Origin of the sequence: Leptospira chreensis (assembly GCF_016919165.1) — a bacterium.
Lineage (GTDB): Bacteria > Spirochaetota > Leptospiria > Leptospirales > Leptospiraceae > Leptospira_A > Leptospira_A chreensis.
Map to the genome: position 1 here is coordinate 1 of NZ_JAFFPS010000008.1, position 19136 is coordinate 19136.

The 19136-nt window shown below is 35.5% G+C and carries 17 protein-coding genes; 14 read left to right on the plus strand and 3 right to left on the minus strand.

Annotated elements, in window-relative coordinates; all coding sequences use genetic code 11:
* Positions 1 to 452 (plus strand): hypothetical protein (locus tag JWG41_RS01690; protein ID WP_205268258.1); only part of this gene is annotated, 452 nt, incomplete at its 5' end.
* Between the two features lie 15 nt (positions 453 to 467).
* Here JWG41_RS01690 and JWG41_RS01695 read toward each other — a convergent pair.
* Positions 468 to 1391, minus strand: coding sequence for a rhamnan synthesis F family protein (locus JWG41_RS01695; RefSeq protein ID WP_205268259.1), 924 nt, complete (start codon positions 1389 to 1391; stop codon positions 468 to 470).
* Between the two features lie 135 nt (positions 1392 to 1526).
* Between JWG41_RS01695 and glf the strand changes: the two genes are divergently transcribed.
* Positions 1527 to 2669: a UDP-galactopyranose mutase gene (gene glf / locus JWG41_RS01700; RefSeq protein WP_205268260.1), complete on the plus strand. Its 1143-nt coding sequence runs from the start codon at positions 1527 to 1529 to the stop codon at positions 2667 to 2669.
* 11 nt (positions 2670 to 2680) lie between these two features.
* Here the strand turns inward: glf and JWG41_RS01705 are convergent, their stop codons facing one another.
* Complete coding sequence (locus tag JWG41_RS01705; protein ID WP_205268261.1) at positions 2681 to 3403, minus strand: glycosyltransferase family 2 protein; 723 nt, start codon at positions 3401 to 3403, stop codon at positions 2681 to 2683.
* Between the two features lie 159 nt (positions 3404 to 3562).
* Between JWG41_RS01705 and rfbC the strand changes: the two genes are divergently transcribed.
* The 12 genes from rfbC to JWG41_RS01765 all read left to right on the plus strand — a co-directional run bounded on the left by rfbC (position 3563) and on the right by JWG41_RS01765 (position 17457).
* Positions 3563 to 4111, plus strand: a complete 549-nt coding sequence (gene rfbC, locus JWG41_RS01710) for a dTDP-4-dehydrorhamnose 3,5-epimerase (protein WP_205268262.1) — start codon at positions 3563 to 3565, stop codon at positions 4109 to 4111.
* 77 nt (positions 4112 to 4188) lie between these two features.
* Positions 4189 to 5250: a dTDP-glucose 4,6-dehydratase gene (gene rfbB, locus JWG41_RS01715; protein ID WP_205268263.1), complete on the plus strand. Its 1062-nt coding sequence runs from the start codon at positions 4189 to 4191 to the stop codon at positions 5248 to 5250.
* A complete protein-coding gene (rfbA, locus tag JWG41_RS01720) occupies positions 5247 to 6128 on the plus strand; it encodes a glucose-1-phosphate thymidylyltransferase RfbA (RefSeq protein WP_205268264.1) in 882 nt (293 codons plus the stop codon). The genes rfbB and rfbA overlap by 4 nt, the downstream gene beginning before the upstream one ends.
* Before the next feature lie 21 nt (positions 6129 to 6149).
* Positions 6150 to 7016 carry a dTDP-4-dehydrorhamnose reductase gene (gene rfbD / locus JWG41_RS01725; protein WP_205268265.1) on the plus strand — a complete coding sequence of 289 codons (867 nt, stop codon included), beginning with the start codon at positions 6150 to 6152 and terminating at the stop codon, positions 7014 to 7016.
* A gap of 110 nt (positions 7017 to 7126) precedes the next feature.
* Positions 7127 to 7888, plus strand: a complete 762-nt coding sequence (locus JWG41_RS01730; protein WP_205268266.1) for a glycosyltransferase family 2 protein — start codon at positions 7127 to 7129, stop codon at positions 7886 to 7888.
* A 73-nt stretch (positions 7889 to 7961) separates the two neighbouring features.
* Positions 7962 to 8756, plus strand: a complete 795-nt coding sequence (locus JWG41_RS01735; protein WP_205268267.1) for a glycosyltransferase family 2 protein — start codon at positions 7962 to 7964, stop codon at positions 8754 to 8756.
* 178 nt (positions 8757 to 8934) lie between these two features.
* A complete protein-coding gene (locus JWG41_RS01740) occupies positions 8935 to 10701 on the plus strand; it encodes an O-antigen ligase family protein (RefSeq protein ID WP_205268268.1) in 1767 nt (588 codons plus the stop codon).
* Positions 10698 to 11840, plus strand: a complete 1143-nt coding sequence (locus tag JWG41_RS01745) for a glycosyltransferase family 2 protein (protein WP_205268269.1) — start codon at positions 10698 to 10700, stop codon at positions 11838 to 11840. Before JWG41_RS01740 ends, JWG41_RS01745 begins: the two co-directional genes overlap by 4 nt.
* Position 11841: 1 nt before the next feature.
* Positions 11842 to 13374 carry an LA_3751/LA_3752 family putative glycosyltransferase gene (locus JWG41_RS01750; RefSeq protein WP_205268270.1) on the plus strand — a complete coding sequence of 511 codons (1533 nt, stop codon included), beginning with the start codon at positions 11842 to 11844 and terminating at the stop codon, positions 13372 to 13374.
* Positions 13371 to 14984 carry an LA_3751/LA_3752 family putative glycosyltransferase gene (locus JWG41_RS01755; protein WP_205268271.1) on the plus strand — a complete coding sequence of 538 codons (1614 nt, stop codon included), beginning with the start codon at positions 13371 to 13373 and terminating at the stop codon, positions 14982 to 14984. Before JWG41_RS01750 ends, JWG41_RS01755 begins: the two co-directional genes overlap by 4 nt.
* A complete protein-coding gene (locus tag JWG41_RS01760) occupies positions 14981 to 16387 on the plus strand; it encodes a dolichyl-phosphate-mannose--protein mannosyltransferase (protein ID WP_205268272.1) in 1407 nt (468 codons plus the stop codon). Before JWG41_RS01755 ends, JWG41_RS01760 begins: the two co-directional genes overlap by 4 nt.
* 77 nt (positions 16388 to 16464) lie before the next feature.
* Entirely contained in the window at positions 16465 to 17457 is a 993-nt protein-coding gene (locus JWG41_RS01765; protein ID WP_205268273.1) for a glycosyltransferase family 2 protein, read from the plus strand.
* Positions 17458 to 17485: 28 nt separating this feature from the next.
* Here the strand turns inward: JWG41_RS01765 and JWG41_RS01770 are convergent, their stop codons facing one another.
* Complete coding sequence (locus JWG41_RS01770) at positions 17486 to 19063, minus strand: LA_3751/LA_3752 family putative glycosyltransferase (RefSeq protein WP_205268274.1); 1578 nt, start codon at positions 19061 to 19063, stop codon at positions 17486 to 17488.
* Positions 19064 to 19136 lie beyond the last annotated feature (73 nt).

The window sequence follows — 19136 nt, forward strand, 5'->3', positions numbered from 1 at the left end:
CTGATGAATCTTACAATTGTTATGGGCTCGAATACTTCTGTTTTGAGGGGGACGGCCTTTGGACTTCTTCAGATGAAGAACTTGTAAACTTGGCGAAGAAGGAAGTTGTCAAGTTAGGATTAACAAAAATTGAAGATATAAAAGAGGGTTTCGTTGTTCGCCAAAAGAAAGCCTACCCGGTTTATGATGATGTTTATCAAGATCATATTGATATCTTAAAAACTGAGATTCAAGGCAAATTTCCTAATCTTCATTTAGTTGGTAGAAATGGGATGCATAAATATAATAATCAAGATCATGCGATGATGACTGCTATGTTAACTGTTGAAAACATAGCTCAGGATCGTAATGTGTATGATGTCTGGAATGTGAACCAAGACGCTGAATATCACGAAGGTGGAGAAGCGGGTAAAATTAATATTGAAGAAAGATTGGTTCCTTTAAAAGTTTAGGGCAATTTCTTTTAGTTAAGTCATAAGATCGATATTATCAATAGGATAATATCGATTTGTGGTTAAGATTTTTTTTACTTCATCAGTTAAATTTTCTGATATGAGGGCTTTGATTAGATCCCTTTTTAGGAATGGAAATCCATGATCCTTAATGATTGTATCCCAGTATACATGGGTAGGATTCATGTAATGCTTGTGGTCGATGATTTGATTGAGTTTTTTGTATTCAACGTAAGATCCCACTTTGAATCCATGATCCAGCCAATATTTGGTTCCGCCTACCTCATACTCAAGAATTAACAGTTTTTTAAAGCGAGTAGGGTAATAACACAGCCCATTCCAAAAATCTTTAAACAGCTTGGATTTCGGTGTTCTGTTTTGGAATACTAAAAAATAGCTCATAACATGATAGCCAAATTCGTATGAATCTGTTAGTCCCCAAACATCATAGTCTGACTGATTAAACTTGTCAAAGATTGGTTTTAATGACTGGAGTGGTCCATAAATACTATCATTTGTGAATACGATTTGTTCGTATTCTTCCCAGTTTTCAGTTTCGAATAAACCGGTCTTCCACGATCCAAAATCATATCCAATGTTCTCACGCCAAATGTAGTGTTTTAAATATGGTTTTATAGATTCAATTTCCTTTTCAATGGAAACTGGTGAAGTGTCTACCAAGACAATATCTGAACCAAGTTCGAATAGATTTTTAAGATAAAATCTAAGATTCTCAGTGACTTGACCTTTAAGATTAAATGTGGAAAATAGCACCAAACGAACATTTTGTTTTGTATGGAATTTTTGGCTGACAAAGACCTTCGGTTTACTACTTAGAAAAAGCCTTTTAAAAAGGTTAAACTTGTGTAACTGATACAAGATTTTTAATAAGAATTCCTTAATCAGGATTTTATTGTTTTTTCTCTCTATTTTAATCATCTCTGGTCAAATCTCTTCATTTTCCATTTTTAATTGGATTTTACTACTCAAACTTGTGTAAAGTGTTTTGTGCAATTAAAGAAAAATAAATTGAAAATGGAATGCTAAAGTTATTATTGTTCTATAAGCACGTTTATGGATTATTCAAAATACTCAGTTGTAGTTGTTGGATCTGGTTTTTTTGGCTCGGTCATTGCGGAGAGAGTTGCTTCTGAACTAAAGAAGGAAGTCCTCGTAATAGAAAAAAGAAATCATATCGGGGGGAACTGCTATTCCGAAATCAATCCAGAAACGGGAATTGAATTCCATACTTATGGAACTCATATCTTTCATACTTCGAATCAAAAAGTTTGGGATTATATTCATAGGTTTACTGAATTTAATAATTACTATCACCAAGTTCTAACCACTTTCAAAAATAAAGTCTACCAGATGCCGATCAATTTGGAGACAATCAATCAATATTATGGTTTGAATCTAAAACCATATGAAGTGGAAGCTTTTTTGGAAAAAGAAAAGGCAAAGGAAAAGTTTGATCACCCACCACAAAACTTTGAAGAAAAAGCCGTATCTTTAATCGGTCGCCCGTTATACGAAGCATTCATTAAAGGTTATACCAAAAAACAGTGGAACAAGGATCCAAAGGAATTACCTGAATTTATATTAAATCGACTTCCTATCCGAAAAAATTATAACGAAAGTTACTACTATAGTCGATGGCAAGGGATTCCCAAAGATGGTTACGGAAAAATTTTTGAAAGAATGCTTTCTAATCCCCTCATCACTACTTCTTTAAACACCAATTTTTTTGATGTTAAGGATCAGATTCCTAAAGATACAATTCTCATCTATAGTGGGCCTATTGATCAATACTTTGATTATAAGTTTGGGAAATTAGAATATCGTACCCTTCGTTTTGAAACGGAAATACATTCTGTTGATGATTATCAAGGTACATCTGTTATGAATTATGCTGAGGAAGAGGTTCCATTTACAAGAATTCATGAACCTAGGCATCTTCATCCAGAAAGAACATACGGAAACTCAACGCTAACAATTAAAGAGTTTTCTTCCTTAGATGATGGGTCTAATCCTTATTATCCTATTAATGACAAACGGAATACAGATTTAGTGAAGGTTTACAGAAAGGAAGCTGATGCATTAGAAAATGTTTTTATCAGTGGAAGATTAGGTGACTATAAATATTTCGATATGCATGAAACGATAGACGCTGCTTTAACCCTTTTTGAAAACAAAATCCGTTCCAAACTCGGGTAATCATTCAGGACTTACTTAAAATAAAACTTTGTAAGTTCTCTTAACATAATCAATCGCCCTCTGATAATTTGAAACATACTTCGCTTGGTACCTCCTAATCCTCTTAAAGTGAAGGTGTTTTGGTGTCTTCGGTAATAAATGTAGGGAGTTTCGAGAAGTTCTACCTTACCCGTTAATTCGGCAACAAGGCCCAACCAAAGGTCATGACCGATTTCTTTGGTTTTGGGGAAGGGAATTGCCTGATCCAAAATATTTCTGCGAAAGGCCATACAAGATCCATAATAAGAACTTCGAATGATATTTTTGATAATCCCTTTTTTTGATCCAAATAATTTGAAAAATGAAGGATGGGTCGGATTCAAATTTTCGTCAGTTACGATGGAGTTATGCAAAACTAAGTCATAGTTTTCTAATATTTGATTAATTGTTTTTACTTTGTTCTCAATCCAAAGATCGTCTTGGTCTGATAGATAAATATAATCTCCTGTTGCTTGGACTAAAGCATTCTGAAAATTTTGAATTGGATCTCTGAATTTTTGGAAGAGGAAAAGTTGGATTCTTGCATCTTCGGAAGCAAATTTTTCTAAGATCTTTACCGTTCCATCAGAAGAGGAATCGTCGGAGATGATCACTTCATCGTTATCTGATAGTTGTGTCAGGATGGAGTTAAGTTGCTCTGCAATATATTTCTCACCGTTATATGTTGCCATACATACTGAAATTTTTGGTTTCATAAATGTTACTCCAACTCTATTTAAGTTTCGTTATCTGAAAACAAAATATTCGAAACTGTTCGGTTAGAATCCGGTATTATTTTCTTCTATTGACATGTCGCTCCTCGGAAAAGAACTTGTTCGAAGAGTTCGGTAAAGGACATATAAAAGCTTAAATCTATGAAAACTCAAAATTTTCCCATTTCTGGTCCCGTACTCATTTTACCAACGGTTCATGGAGATGATAGGGGCTTTTTTTTGGAATCGTTTAAGGCTTCCGAATACACGGCTTTGGGAATCCCGGAACTTTTTCAACAGGACAATCATTCTAAATCCAATAAAAATGTTTTGCGTGGACTTCACTTCCAAGCTCCCCCGATGGACCAAGGGAAATTGGTTCGAGTGGTAAAAGGATCTGTATTGGATATCGCTGTAGATATTAGAAAAAATTCCAAAACATATGGTCAGTATGTCTCTGTAACTCTCACAGAAAAAAATCATGAAATATTTTGGGTTCCGTCAGGTTTTGCCCATGGGTTCCTTGTTTTGGAAGACAATACAGAATTTTTGTATAAAGTAACCAATGAGTATTCTAAGGAATCTGAGGGTGGGATATTGTTTAATGATCCAACAATCGGAATTGATTGGGGTATCAATACGGACAGTTGTATTTTATCTGAAAAGGATAAGCAACTAACATTATTTAAAGATTTTATTAGTCCATTTTAGTTGATAAACCAATTGCTTTTAAGCAGATTTTTTATTCCTAGTTATAACATGATTGAAAGGACAGTATAGGTTAAAGAATGAAACAAAGAAAGATTCTTGTCACAGGTGGGGCCGGTTTTATCGGTTCAAATTTTGTTCACACGATACTCGAATCCACGGAGAATGTATCAATCACTGTTGTTGATAAGTTAACATATGCTGGTAATTTAAAAAATCTAGAAAAATGGAAGGACGATTCACGACTTCAATTTATAAAATTGGATATTACCGATAAAGCTGAAGTTTTCTCTAAATTGGAAAATATTCCTGTGACAGAGATCGCGCATTTTGCAGCCGAATCTCATGTGGATCGATCTATTCTTGGCCCGGAAGAATTTGTGAAAACAAATTTGATGGGAAGTTTTTACATGTTAGAACTCGCGAGAATGTTACATGCTAAAAAACAATTGAGATTATTCCTTCATGTCTCGACCGATGAGGTGTTTGGTTCCTTGAGTGCAGATGGGGCATTCACAGAACAAACTCCGTATGCACCTAATTCTCCTTATTCGGCTTCAAAAGCTGGGTCTGACCATTTAGTTCGTGCCTATTTCCATACCTATGGATTACCCGTAATTACAACTAATTGTTCTAATAATTATGGACCATTTCATTTTCCCGAAAAATTAATTCCTCTTATGATATTAAACTGTCTCCAGGGAAAACCACTCCCGGTTTATGGAACTGGTGAAAATATAAGAGATTGGTTGTATGTAAAAGACCATTGCCTAGCCATTGATTTAGTAATGAGAGACGGTAAGTTTGGTGAAACTTACAACATTGGGACTCGAAATGAAAAAAACAATTTAGACATTGTTTATAAAATTTGTGAACTAATGGATGAAAAAAATCCCAAGGGTGCACCTCATAAAAAATTGATTCAATTTGTTAAGGACCGTCCTGGGCATGATTTTCGTTATGCGATTGACCCATCGAAAATAGAAACTGAATTGGGTTGGAAACCAAAGTATCAATTTGAAGAAGCCATCGAACAAACTGTGGATTGGTTTTTGGAAAATAGATCCTGGTGGGAAGAAATTCTTTCTGGCGAATATAACAAATATTATGATTCACAATATAAGGAATTAAAAAACAAATGAAGGGTATCATTTTAGCAGGTGGTTCGGGAACACGTCTGTATCCAGTAACTAAGGTCGTGAGTAAACAATTACTGCCGATCTATGACAAACCAATGATCTATTATCCTTTAAGTACGCTTATGCTTGCAGGTATCAAAGAAGTTTTGATTATTTCAACTCCAGAGTCGACTCCGCTTTTTCGAGAAATGTTAGGTGATGGCTCCCAGTGGGGAATTTCTTTACAATATGAGATACAACCTTCTCCCGATGGATTGGCGCAAGCCTTTCTCATAGGGGAACGGTTTTTGAATGGTGGGGAACCTTCAGCGTTGATTTTGGGCGATAATATTTTTTTTGGTCATGGTATGGAAGAACAGCTGAATGCGGCAGTATCCAAAAAAAATGGAGCTACTGTTTTTGCCTATCATGTGAATGATCCCGAAAGGTATGGTGTTGTTGAGTTTGATGGTGAGAGAAGGGCTGTGTCGATCGAAGAGAAACCTCTAAAGCCCAAAAGCAGTTATGCTGTTACTGGATTGTATTTTTATGATTCTAATGTAGTCGAATATGCAAAACAAGTGAAACCTTCCAAAAGAGGAGAACTTGAAATTACTGATCTGAATAAGATCTATTTAGAAAAAGGTAGTTTAGATGTCCAACTGATGGGAAGAGGGTATGCCTGGCTCGACACAGGGACTCATGAATCTCTTCTAGAAGCCTCCACATTTGTTGAGACTGTAGAAAGGCGACAGGGCCTTAAGATTGCTTGTCCCGAAGAAATTGCTTATCGCAAAGGTTATATTTCTAAAAAGGAATTGGAAAATTTAGCAGAACCTTTGAAGAAAAATGGATACGGTCAATATTTACTTCGTATCTTAAATGAAACTATCTATTCATAAGAATTTAAGAACTAAAAGATAATGAAAAAAATTCTAGTTACAGGATCTACCGGACAGTTAGGAAATGAACTCCGATCTTTATCTCAAGTAGAGAAAGAGTATCATTTCGAATTTGTAGATCGCTCCCAGTTGGATTTAGGTTCCGAAGTCAGTATCAAAGATTTTTTTTCCAATCAATCCTCTTCTAATTATTTAGCAATTATCAACGCCGCGGCTTATACTGCTGTGGATTTGGCGGAGAAAGACAAACAAAACGCAGAGTTAGTGAACGTGGATGGACCCACAAGAATTGCAAAGTATGCAAAATCATTGGGAGCAAAATTCATTCATGTCTCAACGGATTTTGTTTTTGATGGAAATCATTCTCGTCCTTATAAAGAAGTAGATCTTAAAAACCCCATTTCTGTTTATGGAAAAACAAAATCTGATGGAGAAGATTCCGTTTTAGATACCAACCCAGATTCGTTAATCCTTAGAACATCATGGGTTTATTCTAAGTTTGGAAAAAATTTCTTTAACACCATCGCTCGGTTGTCCAAAGAAAAGGATAGCCTTCGCGTTATAGACGACCAAATGGGAACTCCAACTTGGGCCGGAGACCTTGCACGTGTATGTTTTTCTGCTGCCATCTCAAAGGAGTCTGGAATCTTTCATTTTTCGAACGAAGGTGTTGCCAGTTGGTATGATTTTGCTTATGAGATTGTTAGGTCATTTGGTTATGATTGTAAGGTGATACCTATTGTTACCGAAGATTATCCGACAGATGCCAAACGACCTTCCTATAGCGTCCTGAGTAAACAAAAAATCAAGAAGACCTTCGACGTTCAAAACGTACATTGGAAAGAAAGGTTGTATCGTTTGGTGGATGAAATAAAAAACCAGAAGTAAGATTAGTTTTCCAAACGCTTTGATTTGTCTGAAATACTAAATTCATTTCCAGTTCTATTTTGATTTTTCCTTTCTAATAAACCAATCTCTTTAAAATGAAGTAAATTTTTATGCCTAAAGTATCTGTAATTATGCCAGCCTACAATGCGGTTTCCTATCTTGAGGAATCTGTAAATTCTCTTAAAAATCAAAACTATACAGATTGGGAATTGTTACTTGTGGATGATTGTTCCAAAGATGAAACAGCAGCTTTGGCCAAAAAAATTGCGGCTTCGGATTCTCGTATCCAATTCATAGCTAAAGAAAAAAATTCGGGATCTGCTGATACTCGTAATACGGGGATACGATTAGCAAAAGGTGAATTCATTGCTTTTCTTGATGCCGATGATTTGTGGGAACCTAATTTTTTGGAAAAGATGATCCCATTTATGGAAGAATCGAAAGCTCCATTTTCATTCGCATCTTACCGCATCATTGATGAGGATGGTTTTGAGTTTTGTGAACCATTTCTGGTAAAATCGAAGAAGTATTCTTATCGTGATTTGTTACATTACAATCGAGTGGGTTTACTGACTGCTATTTATCATGTTCCCAGTGTTGGAAAAAAATTCTTTGACCCAAGTTTGAAAAGTTTGAGAGATGATTACGCACTCTGGCTCGATATCCTTCGTGATGGTAAAATTGCCTATGCTAATTCTGAGATACTAGCGCGGTATCGGGTGCGTAGGGGAGCTGCAACGTCTAACAAGAAAAAAGTGATGTTAGCCCATTTTCGTATGTTAAAAAACCGTGAAAACATTTCTGGCTTTTATGCCTTAATTCTAACATTGGTTCATGGAATTATGGGCCTTCGTAAATATAGAAATAAATAGCGATTCCCCCATCTCATATATCGCTTTTTACCGCTTGACTTTCATTTCTCTCCGTAATTCCTAGATAGTAGCTATGGTCGCTAGACGTAACCTCGTAAGTCCTGAGAAAGCAAACAAAACATCCCTAATCATTCCTATTTACAATGAGTCTGCCCATCTGGTAGATTTCTTAGGAAAGATTGATTCCCTCCAATTGCCGACCAAAAAAGAACTTGTATTCATCGATGATGCCTCACGCGACCACTCGCTTGCCATCCTCAAGGAATTTCGGTTTCGTTCGGAATATAAAATCTTGATCCAAGAAAAGAACCAAGGAAAAGGCGCTGCCCTCCACCGTGGGATTGCTGAGGCAACGGGAAATATTATTATTGTTCAAGATGCAGATTTTGAATATGACATGGATGAAATCCATATGCTCATTGAACCAATTGCGAAGGGTAAAGCGGATGTTGTGTTCGGTTCTCGTTTTAAAAAAGATGGCCGTCAAGTACACCGCACTTTCCATTATCTGATCAATCGAATCCTCACAATCCTCTCCAATTTCTTAAGTGGGCTTTACCTCACCGATATGGAAACTTGTTACAAAGCGTTTCGGTCAGAAATTGTTCAAAATATCAACCTGGAATCAAAGCGGTTTGGATTTGAGCCAGAGATTACCGCTAAGTTAGCACGTCTTAAAATTAGGGTATTGGAATTTCCAATTTCTTATTTTCCAAGAAATTATTTAGAAGGGAAAAAAATTACATGGAAAGATGGGGTTGCGGCACTTCGTCACATTCTCTATTTTAATCTCATTGTTTCTAAAAAAAGTTTTTTCTATAAGTCGATGCCTGACAAATATATTCCTAAAACTGCCAACTGGCTTTAAGATGAAGAGAATCCTACTTCTCCTTTTTGATTTTTTATTCTTCTTTGGTTTTTTAAGTCTTTTTTTTGGAGAAACAAACCAAAAGTTTTTTAGAAATGATGCAATTGGTTTAGGGTTCTTTCTTTTTTCTATTTATTTCATCTGGAATTACAAAAAGAGGAAAAGTTCTTTTTCTTCTTTGTTTCACCTGCTATTTGTTATATTACTTTCTAATTTTGTATTTTTTAAATTAGCTGAGTATGACCCGATTCAACTCCTCCCTGAAAAACTTGCGATAAAATTGTTTATGTTTTTCTGGGCCGTTGGTTTAATTTACCTTCATTCCAAATATTCGGAAAAAGACTTTTTCTCCTTCGGTAGTATTTTAGCGATTCTACCTTGTTTTGTAACATCCAATTTTATGAGTTATCCTGTGATTCCGATTGGATTCGCGCTAGCTCTAACAATCAGACATCAGGAAGCACTTCAAGAAAGGATTTCTTGGTTTCTTGTCATTGGAATGGGGGCCTTTCTTTATTGGATTATCAAAGATTGGTATGATGATTTTGCATTAATTCGAATTTTGCTACTCTTTGAGGTTTTGATTTTTGTTTCTATTGCGAAGGCCTGGAAAGAAGAAATCAAACAGACTGTGGTGGATGGATTACTCTTAGGATTTCTCATCAATGCCGTCATTCTTTCCATCAAAATGTTTCTGGAGCCGAATTTCAGTATTAGCGCTTATCGTGAGGAATTGTTTCTCATCCCAGTAAGTTTGATTGGTTCAAACTCATTTTTGGTATTAGGTCTTGCTGTTTATTCGATTCATTTGGGAAACAGGTACAAAAACCTATTTTACTTTGCTGTTTTAATTTTTGCTTCTTTTCTGTTGATGATATCGGTTTCACGAATTTCAATATTGTCAGTAGGTTTACTTGTTTTCCTAATTATGTGGAACCAACGATCCAATTCTGTAAAAAAGATTTTGCTTGTCGTTGGGATTCCGGTAATCCTCCTCTATGTTTTGTTTTCCGTTTATTCTGAAAAAATACTTTTAGATATAGGAACCATTGGAATCCGATTATCGATTTGGAAGTTGCATTTTTTTTCAACGTTTGCCAATGCCCCGGTGTTTGGTCTGGGCTTTAACCCGGAGAAAATTATCCCATTTTTAGATGTACGTTATTTGTCGATTGCTGATTTTGAATCAGTAAAAGATTATATGATTCACTTTCATACTTTTCCACTAGCGCACAATTTGTATTTTCAAATGTTAAGTTCTGTCGGTATTGTTGGAGTCATAGTTTTTTTCTATTTTGTATTTACCTTTCAGTTCCGATTTTTTAAAAACTATAACAAGTTTTCTTCGAAAGAAAAGTTATTAGTTTCTGTTCTTTCTATTTGGCTCGTTCACGAGTTTCTAGATTTTAGTAGTTTGGAAGTGGCAAATGTTTTCTTTCTAGGAATGGTTGTTGTTTGTCTTTGGAATTCTACATTTGATAGAGAAAATAAAAAAGAGATTACTAATCCCATTTTTTCAAAACTCTATCTAACAATTTTCTTTTTCATCCTCTTATTATTTTCCATTCGTTTTAGTTTTGTAGAACAATCTATTTTTAGATATTATAAAGATGTACAACTTTCTGCATTTTATGAGTTTCAACCTAAAACAAATTCCTCTCTGCGTCCACTTCGAGATATGAATCTAGAATTGTTAAACAATTGGAAAGTGCGTTTTTTGGGCGAACGTTATTTCTTTCTTGAACTTGCCTTGGCTGCGGGGTCGGAGACTGAGTCGGATTTACTTGTTCAATGTTTTGAAACCATGCCCCGTAAGGAACTTTGTTCTGCTAATTTAATGGCTTATGTGATCAAACAACAAAATATGGAGAACGCGCTCCATATGAGTCGATATTTTCTATCTACGAAAGATCCATTTGGAATCTATACTCGGGACTTTTTATGAAAAAAAAGAAATCTGTTTCCTTTGTCATTCCTTGTTTAAACGAGGAAAGGACCTTACCTTTGGTTCTAGAAAAACTTGTGACCATTCAGAGAGATTATAAAAGTCTCTATGATATTGAAATTTTAGTTTCTGATAATGGTAGTAAAGATAAGTCTGTAGCCATTGCAAAGAAGTTTGGTGCGACTGTGGTTTCCGCAATGGAAAAAGGTTACGGGTCAGCCCTTGATACAGGGATTCGTAGTGCCAAAGGTGAGATTGTTGTTTTTGCTGATGCAGATGATACCTATGATTTTTTAGAATCACCTGCTTTAATTGAAAAACAGATCGAAACTGATTGTGATATGGTCATTGGTTCTCGTTTGGATGGCAGAATCCATAAAGGAGCTATGCCTTTTTTACATCGTTACTTAGGGACACCTGTTATTAACTGGATCATCAATTTGCTTTATGCAAAAAAAACAAAGATCCGCGATAGTAATTCTGGGTTTCGTTGTTTTAAAAAAGAAAGTTATTTGAAATGGAATGTAAAAAGCAAAGGGATGGAATTTGCCTCCGAACTTTTGATCAAAGCATTGATTAATGAATCTACCATGTATCATGTTCCTGTTTCTTTATACCCTGATAAGGCAGGAAGAATCCCACATTTACGCACATGGCGTGATGGTATGAGGCACTTGTTAAGGATTTTGTTTTATGGCCCACACCTATTTGAACGAGTAGGGGTTTTGATATTTTTAGCTGCCTGGTCGCAACTCCTTGTTTCTGTTTTTGTTGGAAAAGTAATCACCTTGTTTGGTGCTAATTTGTATGGCTTACATTCCATGGTATTGTTTTCCTTCTTTTCTATTTTGGGTTTGAGCCTTTGGGGTACGGGACTTCTCATTGCAACCAAACAGCCAAGAATTAGCCGAATTTATCAGTCGATTTTAGCAATGGAAGAAGACCGACTTTTTTTTGTTTTGTTAAGTGGTTTTGGAATCATTGTTTTGGCCATCATTTGGATTTTTTTGCAATGGCAAAAGTCCGGTTTCGTTTTTATTAATTTTGAACGCGAGTTTATAGTAGCGACTAATTTAAGTTTAACGTTACTTATCTTTGGTTTGCAAGCTGTAACAGCACATATCATTAAAAGAGATTAAAATGGGTTTTCCCAGAAGGCTGTTTATCTATTTTCTCCTTCTACTGATTCCCATTTTCTATCGATGGAAGTGGAATGACAATACTGTATTTGTTTCTAGTGATCCTGAAATTAAATACTACCAAGTAATCCAAAGCCTTGAAGGTGGTTCCGCTTGGGAATGTTATTTCCCAGCCAAAGATTTGGGATTCGATGTTTCTATGATCCCTTTTGGTTATCCATGGGCTTTCTTTTTGAAAGATGGAAATTGTGTATTTCAATACCCGGTATTGTTTACCTGGATCCAGAAACTGATCATTACCATTTCATCCAAGAAATGGATAACATACATTCCCCTCTTATTTTTCTTTTTTAATTTTTATCTTTTGGATCGCATTTTGGGTAGGTACGAGAAGAGGGGATACCTCTTACTGATCTCTGTTGTTTTTATCCAGTTTCTCACTCCAGTATTTCTCTCTGCCTTAGATTATTCTGAACTCACGTTAACCAATTTTTTCTTTCTTTCCGCTATACTGTCATTTCTGGAATTCCAAAAGGAAAAAGGTTTTCGTTATGGAATCCTTCTTGCGGTTTCCGTTATATTTAACTTTCAACTTCGTCCTGAATCCACAATCGCACTCATTTTCTTTTTAGGAATTGCCTTTAGCTTGGAAAAGGACAAATGGATGTTAACGAAGAACCTCATCCCTTATATCATTCTTTCTTTTGGATTACAATTAGCATTCTTTCTTTGGAATCATCAGACATATGGTCACATCCTTGGAATGCGAGGTTTGAATACAGTGACTGATATGGGATCAGGAGCCATTCAAAGGCAACTTGTTAAGGAATGGGTAGCGGATCTTTGGGGGAATGAATTCAAAATTGGAATATTTAAAGGATACCCAGTTTTATTTTTAGGTCTCATCGCATTATGGTGGGAGAGGAAATCGGAAATTTTTCCATTTCTGTTATCGGGTTTGTTGTTTGTATTTCTTTTACCAATTCTATCACCGTACCGAGCGGGTGTTGATATATTCGGAATGCGTTACTATGAGAGTGGCGTTTATCTTTTGATGATGGGTGTTTTTCTATCCCTAAGCAAAAGAGATGCGAGTGTTTCTTATTTTCTGATTCTGTTACCTTTTGTATATTTCTCTTATAAATCTGATTCTAGAGCCATCAAACAATGGTCATCTTCTGCTAAATTATACCATCAGGTGATGAAACAAATTGAAACATTAAAACCTGACTTAATTGTCCAACGCGGACTTTCTTTGTCTTATCTGGTTGGTGATAGTTATACTAAATACCCTCAGGTTGCTGTTTATTCCAATGAAGATTGGAAAAAAGTGGAAACTGTTTTGGGAAATCAAAAGAAGAGAATATTGTATTTAGAATGGGAAGGGAATCAACTTGTAAATGAAGAATTTCCTTCTGCTATCTGGAAAGCAAAATTCGATATCAACTTTGAACTAAAACCTGTGCGATACAAAATTCAATCGGAACATTCTTTGGCTCACTTCAAAGGTTTTCTTTTGGAGCAACATAAATGAAGAAAGTTCTCGATTGGGTAAATCAAGTTCAAGAAAAAATGATTAAAAAAGAAGTTATTATTTTTGTTTTAGTTTTCTGTGTTGGGTTTTTGGTTTTCAAACGAATCGGGTGGGATAGCGGACTTGGTCCATTAATGCAATCCGATTCACAAATTAAGCTGTATCAAACGATTGAATATAAAGAAAGGGGGATCAACTCCCATCAATGTTATTCCAAATACAGTGACTTCGATTCTGAGCTTCGATTTTATCCATTTCGTTATCCATGGACATACTTTTCAACGGATTCCAATGGTCAGAAGACTTGTGTTTTTCAGTATCCGAGTTTTTTTGCTCAATTTTTCTCACTTTTCCCCATTCCGTATCGTGCGTTAAATTCGATTATAATTTTTCTCTATCTGCTTTTATGTTTTGGCTTTGTTTTGTTTTTACGTTCCGTTTTTAACATTAAGAAAGTCGATCATTTGACCTTAGCTGGGCTTTTGTTTTTAGTCGGCTATGGTATCTCGAGTGCCATTGAGTTTTCAGAGAGTGTTCCATCTCATATACTTCTCCTTGCATTTTTTTATTCCGTTTTTCGATTGGAAAGTAACAAAACTGTTTCCTTTCCTCTTGATTTTCTTTTGGGTTTTTGCGGTGGTGTTTCTGTTTTTTTACGTTCCGAGTCGATCATATATATTGGATTCCTTGGTTTGGTTCTCCTCTATTACAATCGAAATCAGTTCCTTAGTTGTTTAAGAAAATACTATCCTCTCGTTTTGGGATTCAGCTTAGCATTGGTTTTATTTGGATATTATAACTATTCCGCATTCCAAGAGGTTCTTGGAGTAAGAAGTAAGGTAAGTCTAAACGATTTTTCTAGATTAGTTTTAATCGAGCGAATTCATTTGATTTCTGAATTTTTCTTTGGAGATACCAACCGTATTGGTTTTTTATTCTATTGTTTACCGATTGTCGCTCTGATTATTTATTCATTTTTGAAATTGAACCTATCGCGATTGCAAAAATTAATGATAGTATCAGCACTACTTTCGTTCTTTAGTGTTGTATTCCTGAGCCCGTATTCATCGGGTGGGTTGTATTTAGGCCTTCGTTTTACTGAGTTTTCCTATTTTATCTTTAGTGTTTTTGTCATTTCGTTGCTCTCTACAGTCAGCTTTCCAAAGGAACGTCAGATCATCCTACTATTGGTATTGTTACAAATTGGATTTGGGGTTTACCATGTTAGGCGAAATTTCAAAACCATCGATTATGTAAAAAAATACCACGACGTGTTTCAGGAAAAATTAGAAAAATATCCAGAGGCACCGGTTGTCCATTTAAGCACTTTTGATTTGTTACTCATTTCTGATTCGTTTCTGAAAAAACCACATTGGATTGCCAATAGACAAACAGAGTTTGCTGCTTTGGAATCAAAGTTTGTAAATTCTGGAATAAAACAATTCCAAGTATTTGTTTATAATTTTAAACCGCCGAAAGATGAGAATGTAACTCAGGAATTTTATGAAAATTGGATCGATACTAAATACGAAATTGAATCTAAATATTTTCAAAAAATATCGGATGAAGAAATTGCTGGGTTTCGACTTATGTTTTGGGAGAAAAAGTGAACCAAATCAATTCTAAATTACGTGAATATCGATTCGAAATAGGAATCCTTTTGGCTTTGGCCATTGGGATTTTTTTGCGATTCTATCAATTGGACCGCCAAAGTTTATGGGGGGATGAACTATACTCTGTATATGCGTCTTCTCTTTCTAATTGGTCTGATTTTTGGGCCTATCTTGCAGAGGATCCGCATCCACCTTTGTTTCAGATTTTACTTTCTTATTGGATTCGGTTTACGCCAAACTTCACTGAATATTCTGTGAAATTGTTTCCCGTTTTTATTTCAATATTGAATCTATTGATACTTTGGGTTTTGACTTCCTCTTGGGAAAAACCAAAACGATTTCTTTTTCTATTCTTACTTTCTCTTTCCCCCGGTGCGATCTATTATGCGCAGGAAGTTAGATCGTATTCATTATTACTTTGTCTATCCTCTATTATACTCGTTTTATTCATTAATTTAGAAATTAAAGCCAATAGAAGGATTCGTTTTCTTTATTTGATCTTCGCTTCTATTTTGATCTCTTACGTTCATTTGTTCGGGTTTATTTTTGTTGGTACTTTATACTTTGTGTTTTGGTTGCGTTTTTTTTGGAACAGAGATATAGAAGCCAGGTATATTTTTATTCTTGGTATTTTAACCTTATTTGCTTTTATTCCTTTTTTATACCAACTGGTTAGTGGCTCCAAAATTGCCACTGCTAGTTGGATCGATCCACCGAATTGGGTTTTATATCGCACTTATTATTCCCTGTTTTTTTATACCTCTAAGAAGTTTCTATTTCTAACAGCGATTGTTCCGATTTCAGTTTTCATCTATTGGATAGGGAAGGACATTCGAGACACAAAATCTAGCGATCCAAAACAAACGTTTTCTTCTTCACGGATGATCCTTCTTGTTGCCTTTTGTATTGTGATTTCCACTAGCTTATTTTCCTTATTCAAACCCATTGTTACCAATCGGAATTGGATCGTAACTCTTCCTTTGGTTTATTATTTTGTGGCAGATCACCTGAAGGTTTCTTTGCATCGTTGGTATGTCGTTGCAGCGTTGATTTTATTGACTTTATTCTCCCTTCTTGATTTCAAAAAGAACTACTATTTTGTATTTAAGGAAGATTGGAGAGGCTCGGCTCAGTTTGTGACAAACCACTGCCAACCGCCTGTTGTATTAGTAGACTCGTACCCGGAATATCTTGGTTTGTATTTGCGATGGGAAGGTCATAATGAATTTTCACCAATTCTTACTGGGTCCGATTCTGAAATTTTACAATCCAAACTTTGTATAACAAAGCGTTTTTTAGGTGGGAATGGAGTCGGTTTACCTCCTTCGGTTGCTATGGAAAAATCAGGGCAGTCTTTATTTTATGGATTTACTGTTGAGGAATACAAAAAATCAAAATAAATTTTAGATCTGAATCGCTAGACCATGCGATGGAATTGATTCCTAACAGATTGTGAATTATATAAATTGGAAGTTTTATGAAATATTATTTAGAAGAAAGAAAAAATCCGAATCTTTTGTGCATCATCATCCCTTGTTATAACGAAGAGTCGGCTCTTCCCTTTTTAAAAGAAAGATTAACGCAAGTCTTGAAACTACTTTCTATGAAAACAGAAATTATTTTTGTCAATGACGGTAGTACAGACGAAACCATTTTTCAATTAGTGGATTGGTCTAAAGTGGATTCACGAATCCACGTTGTGAGTCTTTCTAGAAATTTTGGCCATCAAATTGCGGTGACTGCGGGAATGGATTATGCGAAGGGAGATGCCGTAGTTGTAATGGATGCTGATTTACAAGATCCACCTGAAGTTATTTTGGAAATGTTAGCTAAGTATCGAGAAGGATACGATGTCGTTTATGGCCAAAGGCTTGCTCGTTCCGGAGAATCGTTTTTTAAGAAAACAACAGCTTGGGTTTTCTATCGGGTAATGAAAATTTTAGTTCATAAAGATCTTCCTTTAGATTCTGGTGATTTTCGCCTAATCTCAAGAAGGTGTTTGGATGCATTGAATGGACTTCGTGAAAATCATCGTTTTTTGCGAGGAATGAATGCTTGGATTGGGTTTCCACAAACCCCCGTATATTACAATCGTGACCCACGTGTCGCAGGTGAAACAAAATATCCTTTGCAAAAGATGTTAAAACTAGCGATGAATGCTGCGGTTTCGTTTTCGCCTTTACCATTAAGGTTTAGTTTGGGTTTAGGAATCGTTGTTGCCATCATTGGTTTTGGAGTTGGGGTTTATGCACTCTTTCGTGCCTTTCAACATTTTATTTTAAAAATGCCAATCGTGTATAACCCAGGATGGGCTACGATTGTGACTCTAATTTGTTTGATTGGTGGATCCATTTTAATTTCGATTGGAATTTTAGGGGAATACATCGCTCGTATCTTTGAAGAATCCAAAGGGCGACCTTTGTATGTGGTTGAGTTTGTAAAAGGCGGAACATCTCTTAAGCGGAAATAAATTAATATTCCGCTTATGGTTTGATTTGTTATTTAGATTTCACTGTTCCCACCCAAATGCGATAGGTCTGCCGATCTAGAATTTGGAAATCATTGGTCAATAATCGCATTTGAGTTTCTAGTTTCATTTCATCCCATTCGGAGATACGGTAACCCGATTTCCGTTTATCTTCATTGATTGCTTCTTTCATTTCCTTCGAAAATAAATCTGGATTCCAAGTGATAAATGCAATTTTGGCATTGTGATTTGTAGTAACAATGCGATCCAATAACTTAGAATTGAGATCGGATGTATAGGAAACAATTACCGTATGATCAAAATAATAACTTCCACTGGTGTATAAATTTAGGTAGTCCTGAAATACGAGGATATCTGGTTTTATTTCCGTTAGGATCGGAGTGAATTTTTTTTCTAAGTTTGTTTTTGCTTTTTGTAATTTGGCACCAAGGATACCCAAAGAAAAGGTAAAGAGGCCAAAGGTAAGTAAAAAAGAAAAGAACAATGGTTTTCTCTTATGATAATAATAGGAAACAAATGGTTTCAAAAGTAAAAGATAAGGGAAAATTAAAACCGTATAAAACCTTGGCCCCCAGTTGTTGAATCCGTCATTGGGAGCAAGGAAAGGTATGACAACAAGTGTTACCGTTGTGGCGATGAGGAGATTTTTTTTGGAATCAGAAATGGTTTTGAACTTATACCAATAAATACTCAGCAAAACGAATGCGAACGGGATGTATCCAAAAAAACCAAGCTTTCTATCTGAATAAAATAATAAACTTTGAAACCACTGCAATCGTTCCGAAAACCCAGCCGAAAATCCGTTAGCATTGGCTAGAAATCGTGTACCCAGAAAATGGCCGTACAGGATTTGATTGATGCTTAAATAAAAAATGAGAAAGACTACAGTAGAAATCAAAAATACTAAATAGGTTTTTATATAACTTTGGATTTTGTTCCACCCATTTCTTTTTATGTAAAAGTAGAAATGGCTAAGGAAAAAAATGCCATAAAATGGGACTGTGTCTAGCCTGACTATGATGCTCCAAGCAAGGAAAGCTCCGCTTAAAAATTGAAAGTTTACTGAACGTTTCTTTTTTAAGAAAGGATATAAAGAGATTGTGGAGAAGGCAAATAACAAAGGGAATTCAGAATACTCCCAACTGAGTGGCCAGAGAAAAGTGGTAAAAAATGAAATGGCGATGAGTAGAATCGAAAAATGGTAAAACCTTCTTAAGATCAAAAAGGTAAATGCTAGAAATAGTAGGGATGTGTAGGCCAGAAACGAAACTGGTAGGATTGAAAGGAAAGGTGCCATTAAATAAGCAAACTGAATGGGAAAGGCGCTGACTAAGTTCCTGTTATTTTGTATGTATAAGTTTTTAGTCAGATGAAAAAACTCTAATTCAGGATCAAAAGCTTTCGCAGGATAATACAAATTGTCCGACAAAAAATGGTTCTGCCAAATGGAGTAGGTTTGTACTGCTTTGTCGTGGCTGTCTTGAAATAATGAATAACGCGGTTGGGTATATTCAATAGAATAGAAAACGGCAAGAATCAATAAAATCCAAAGGATCCAACTTCTAATTTTACTATGACTTCTTTTCATTCTTTTGAAATTTCCTTCCAACCTTTAATAAATTCAACTCGGTTTGTATGAATAATCGATTGCTTTCTAACGA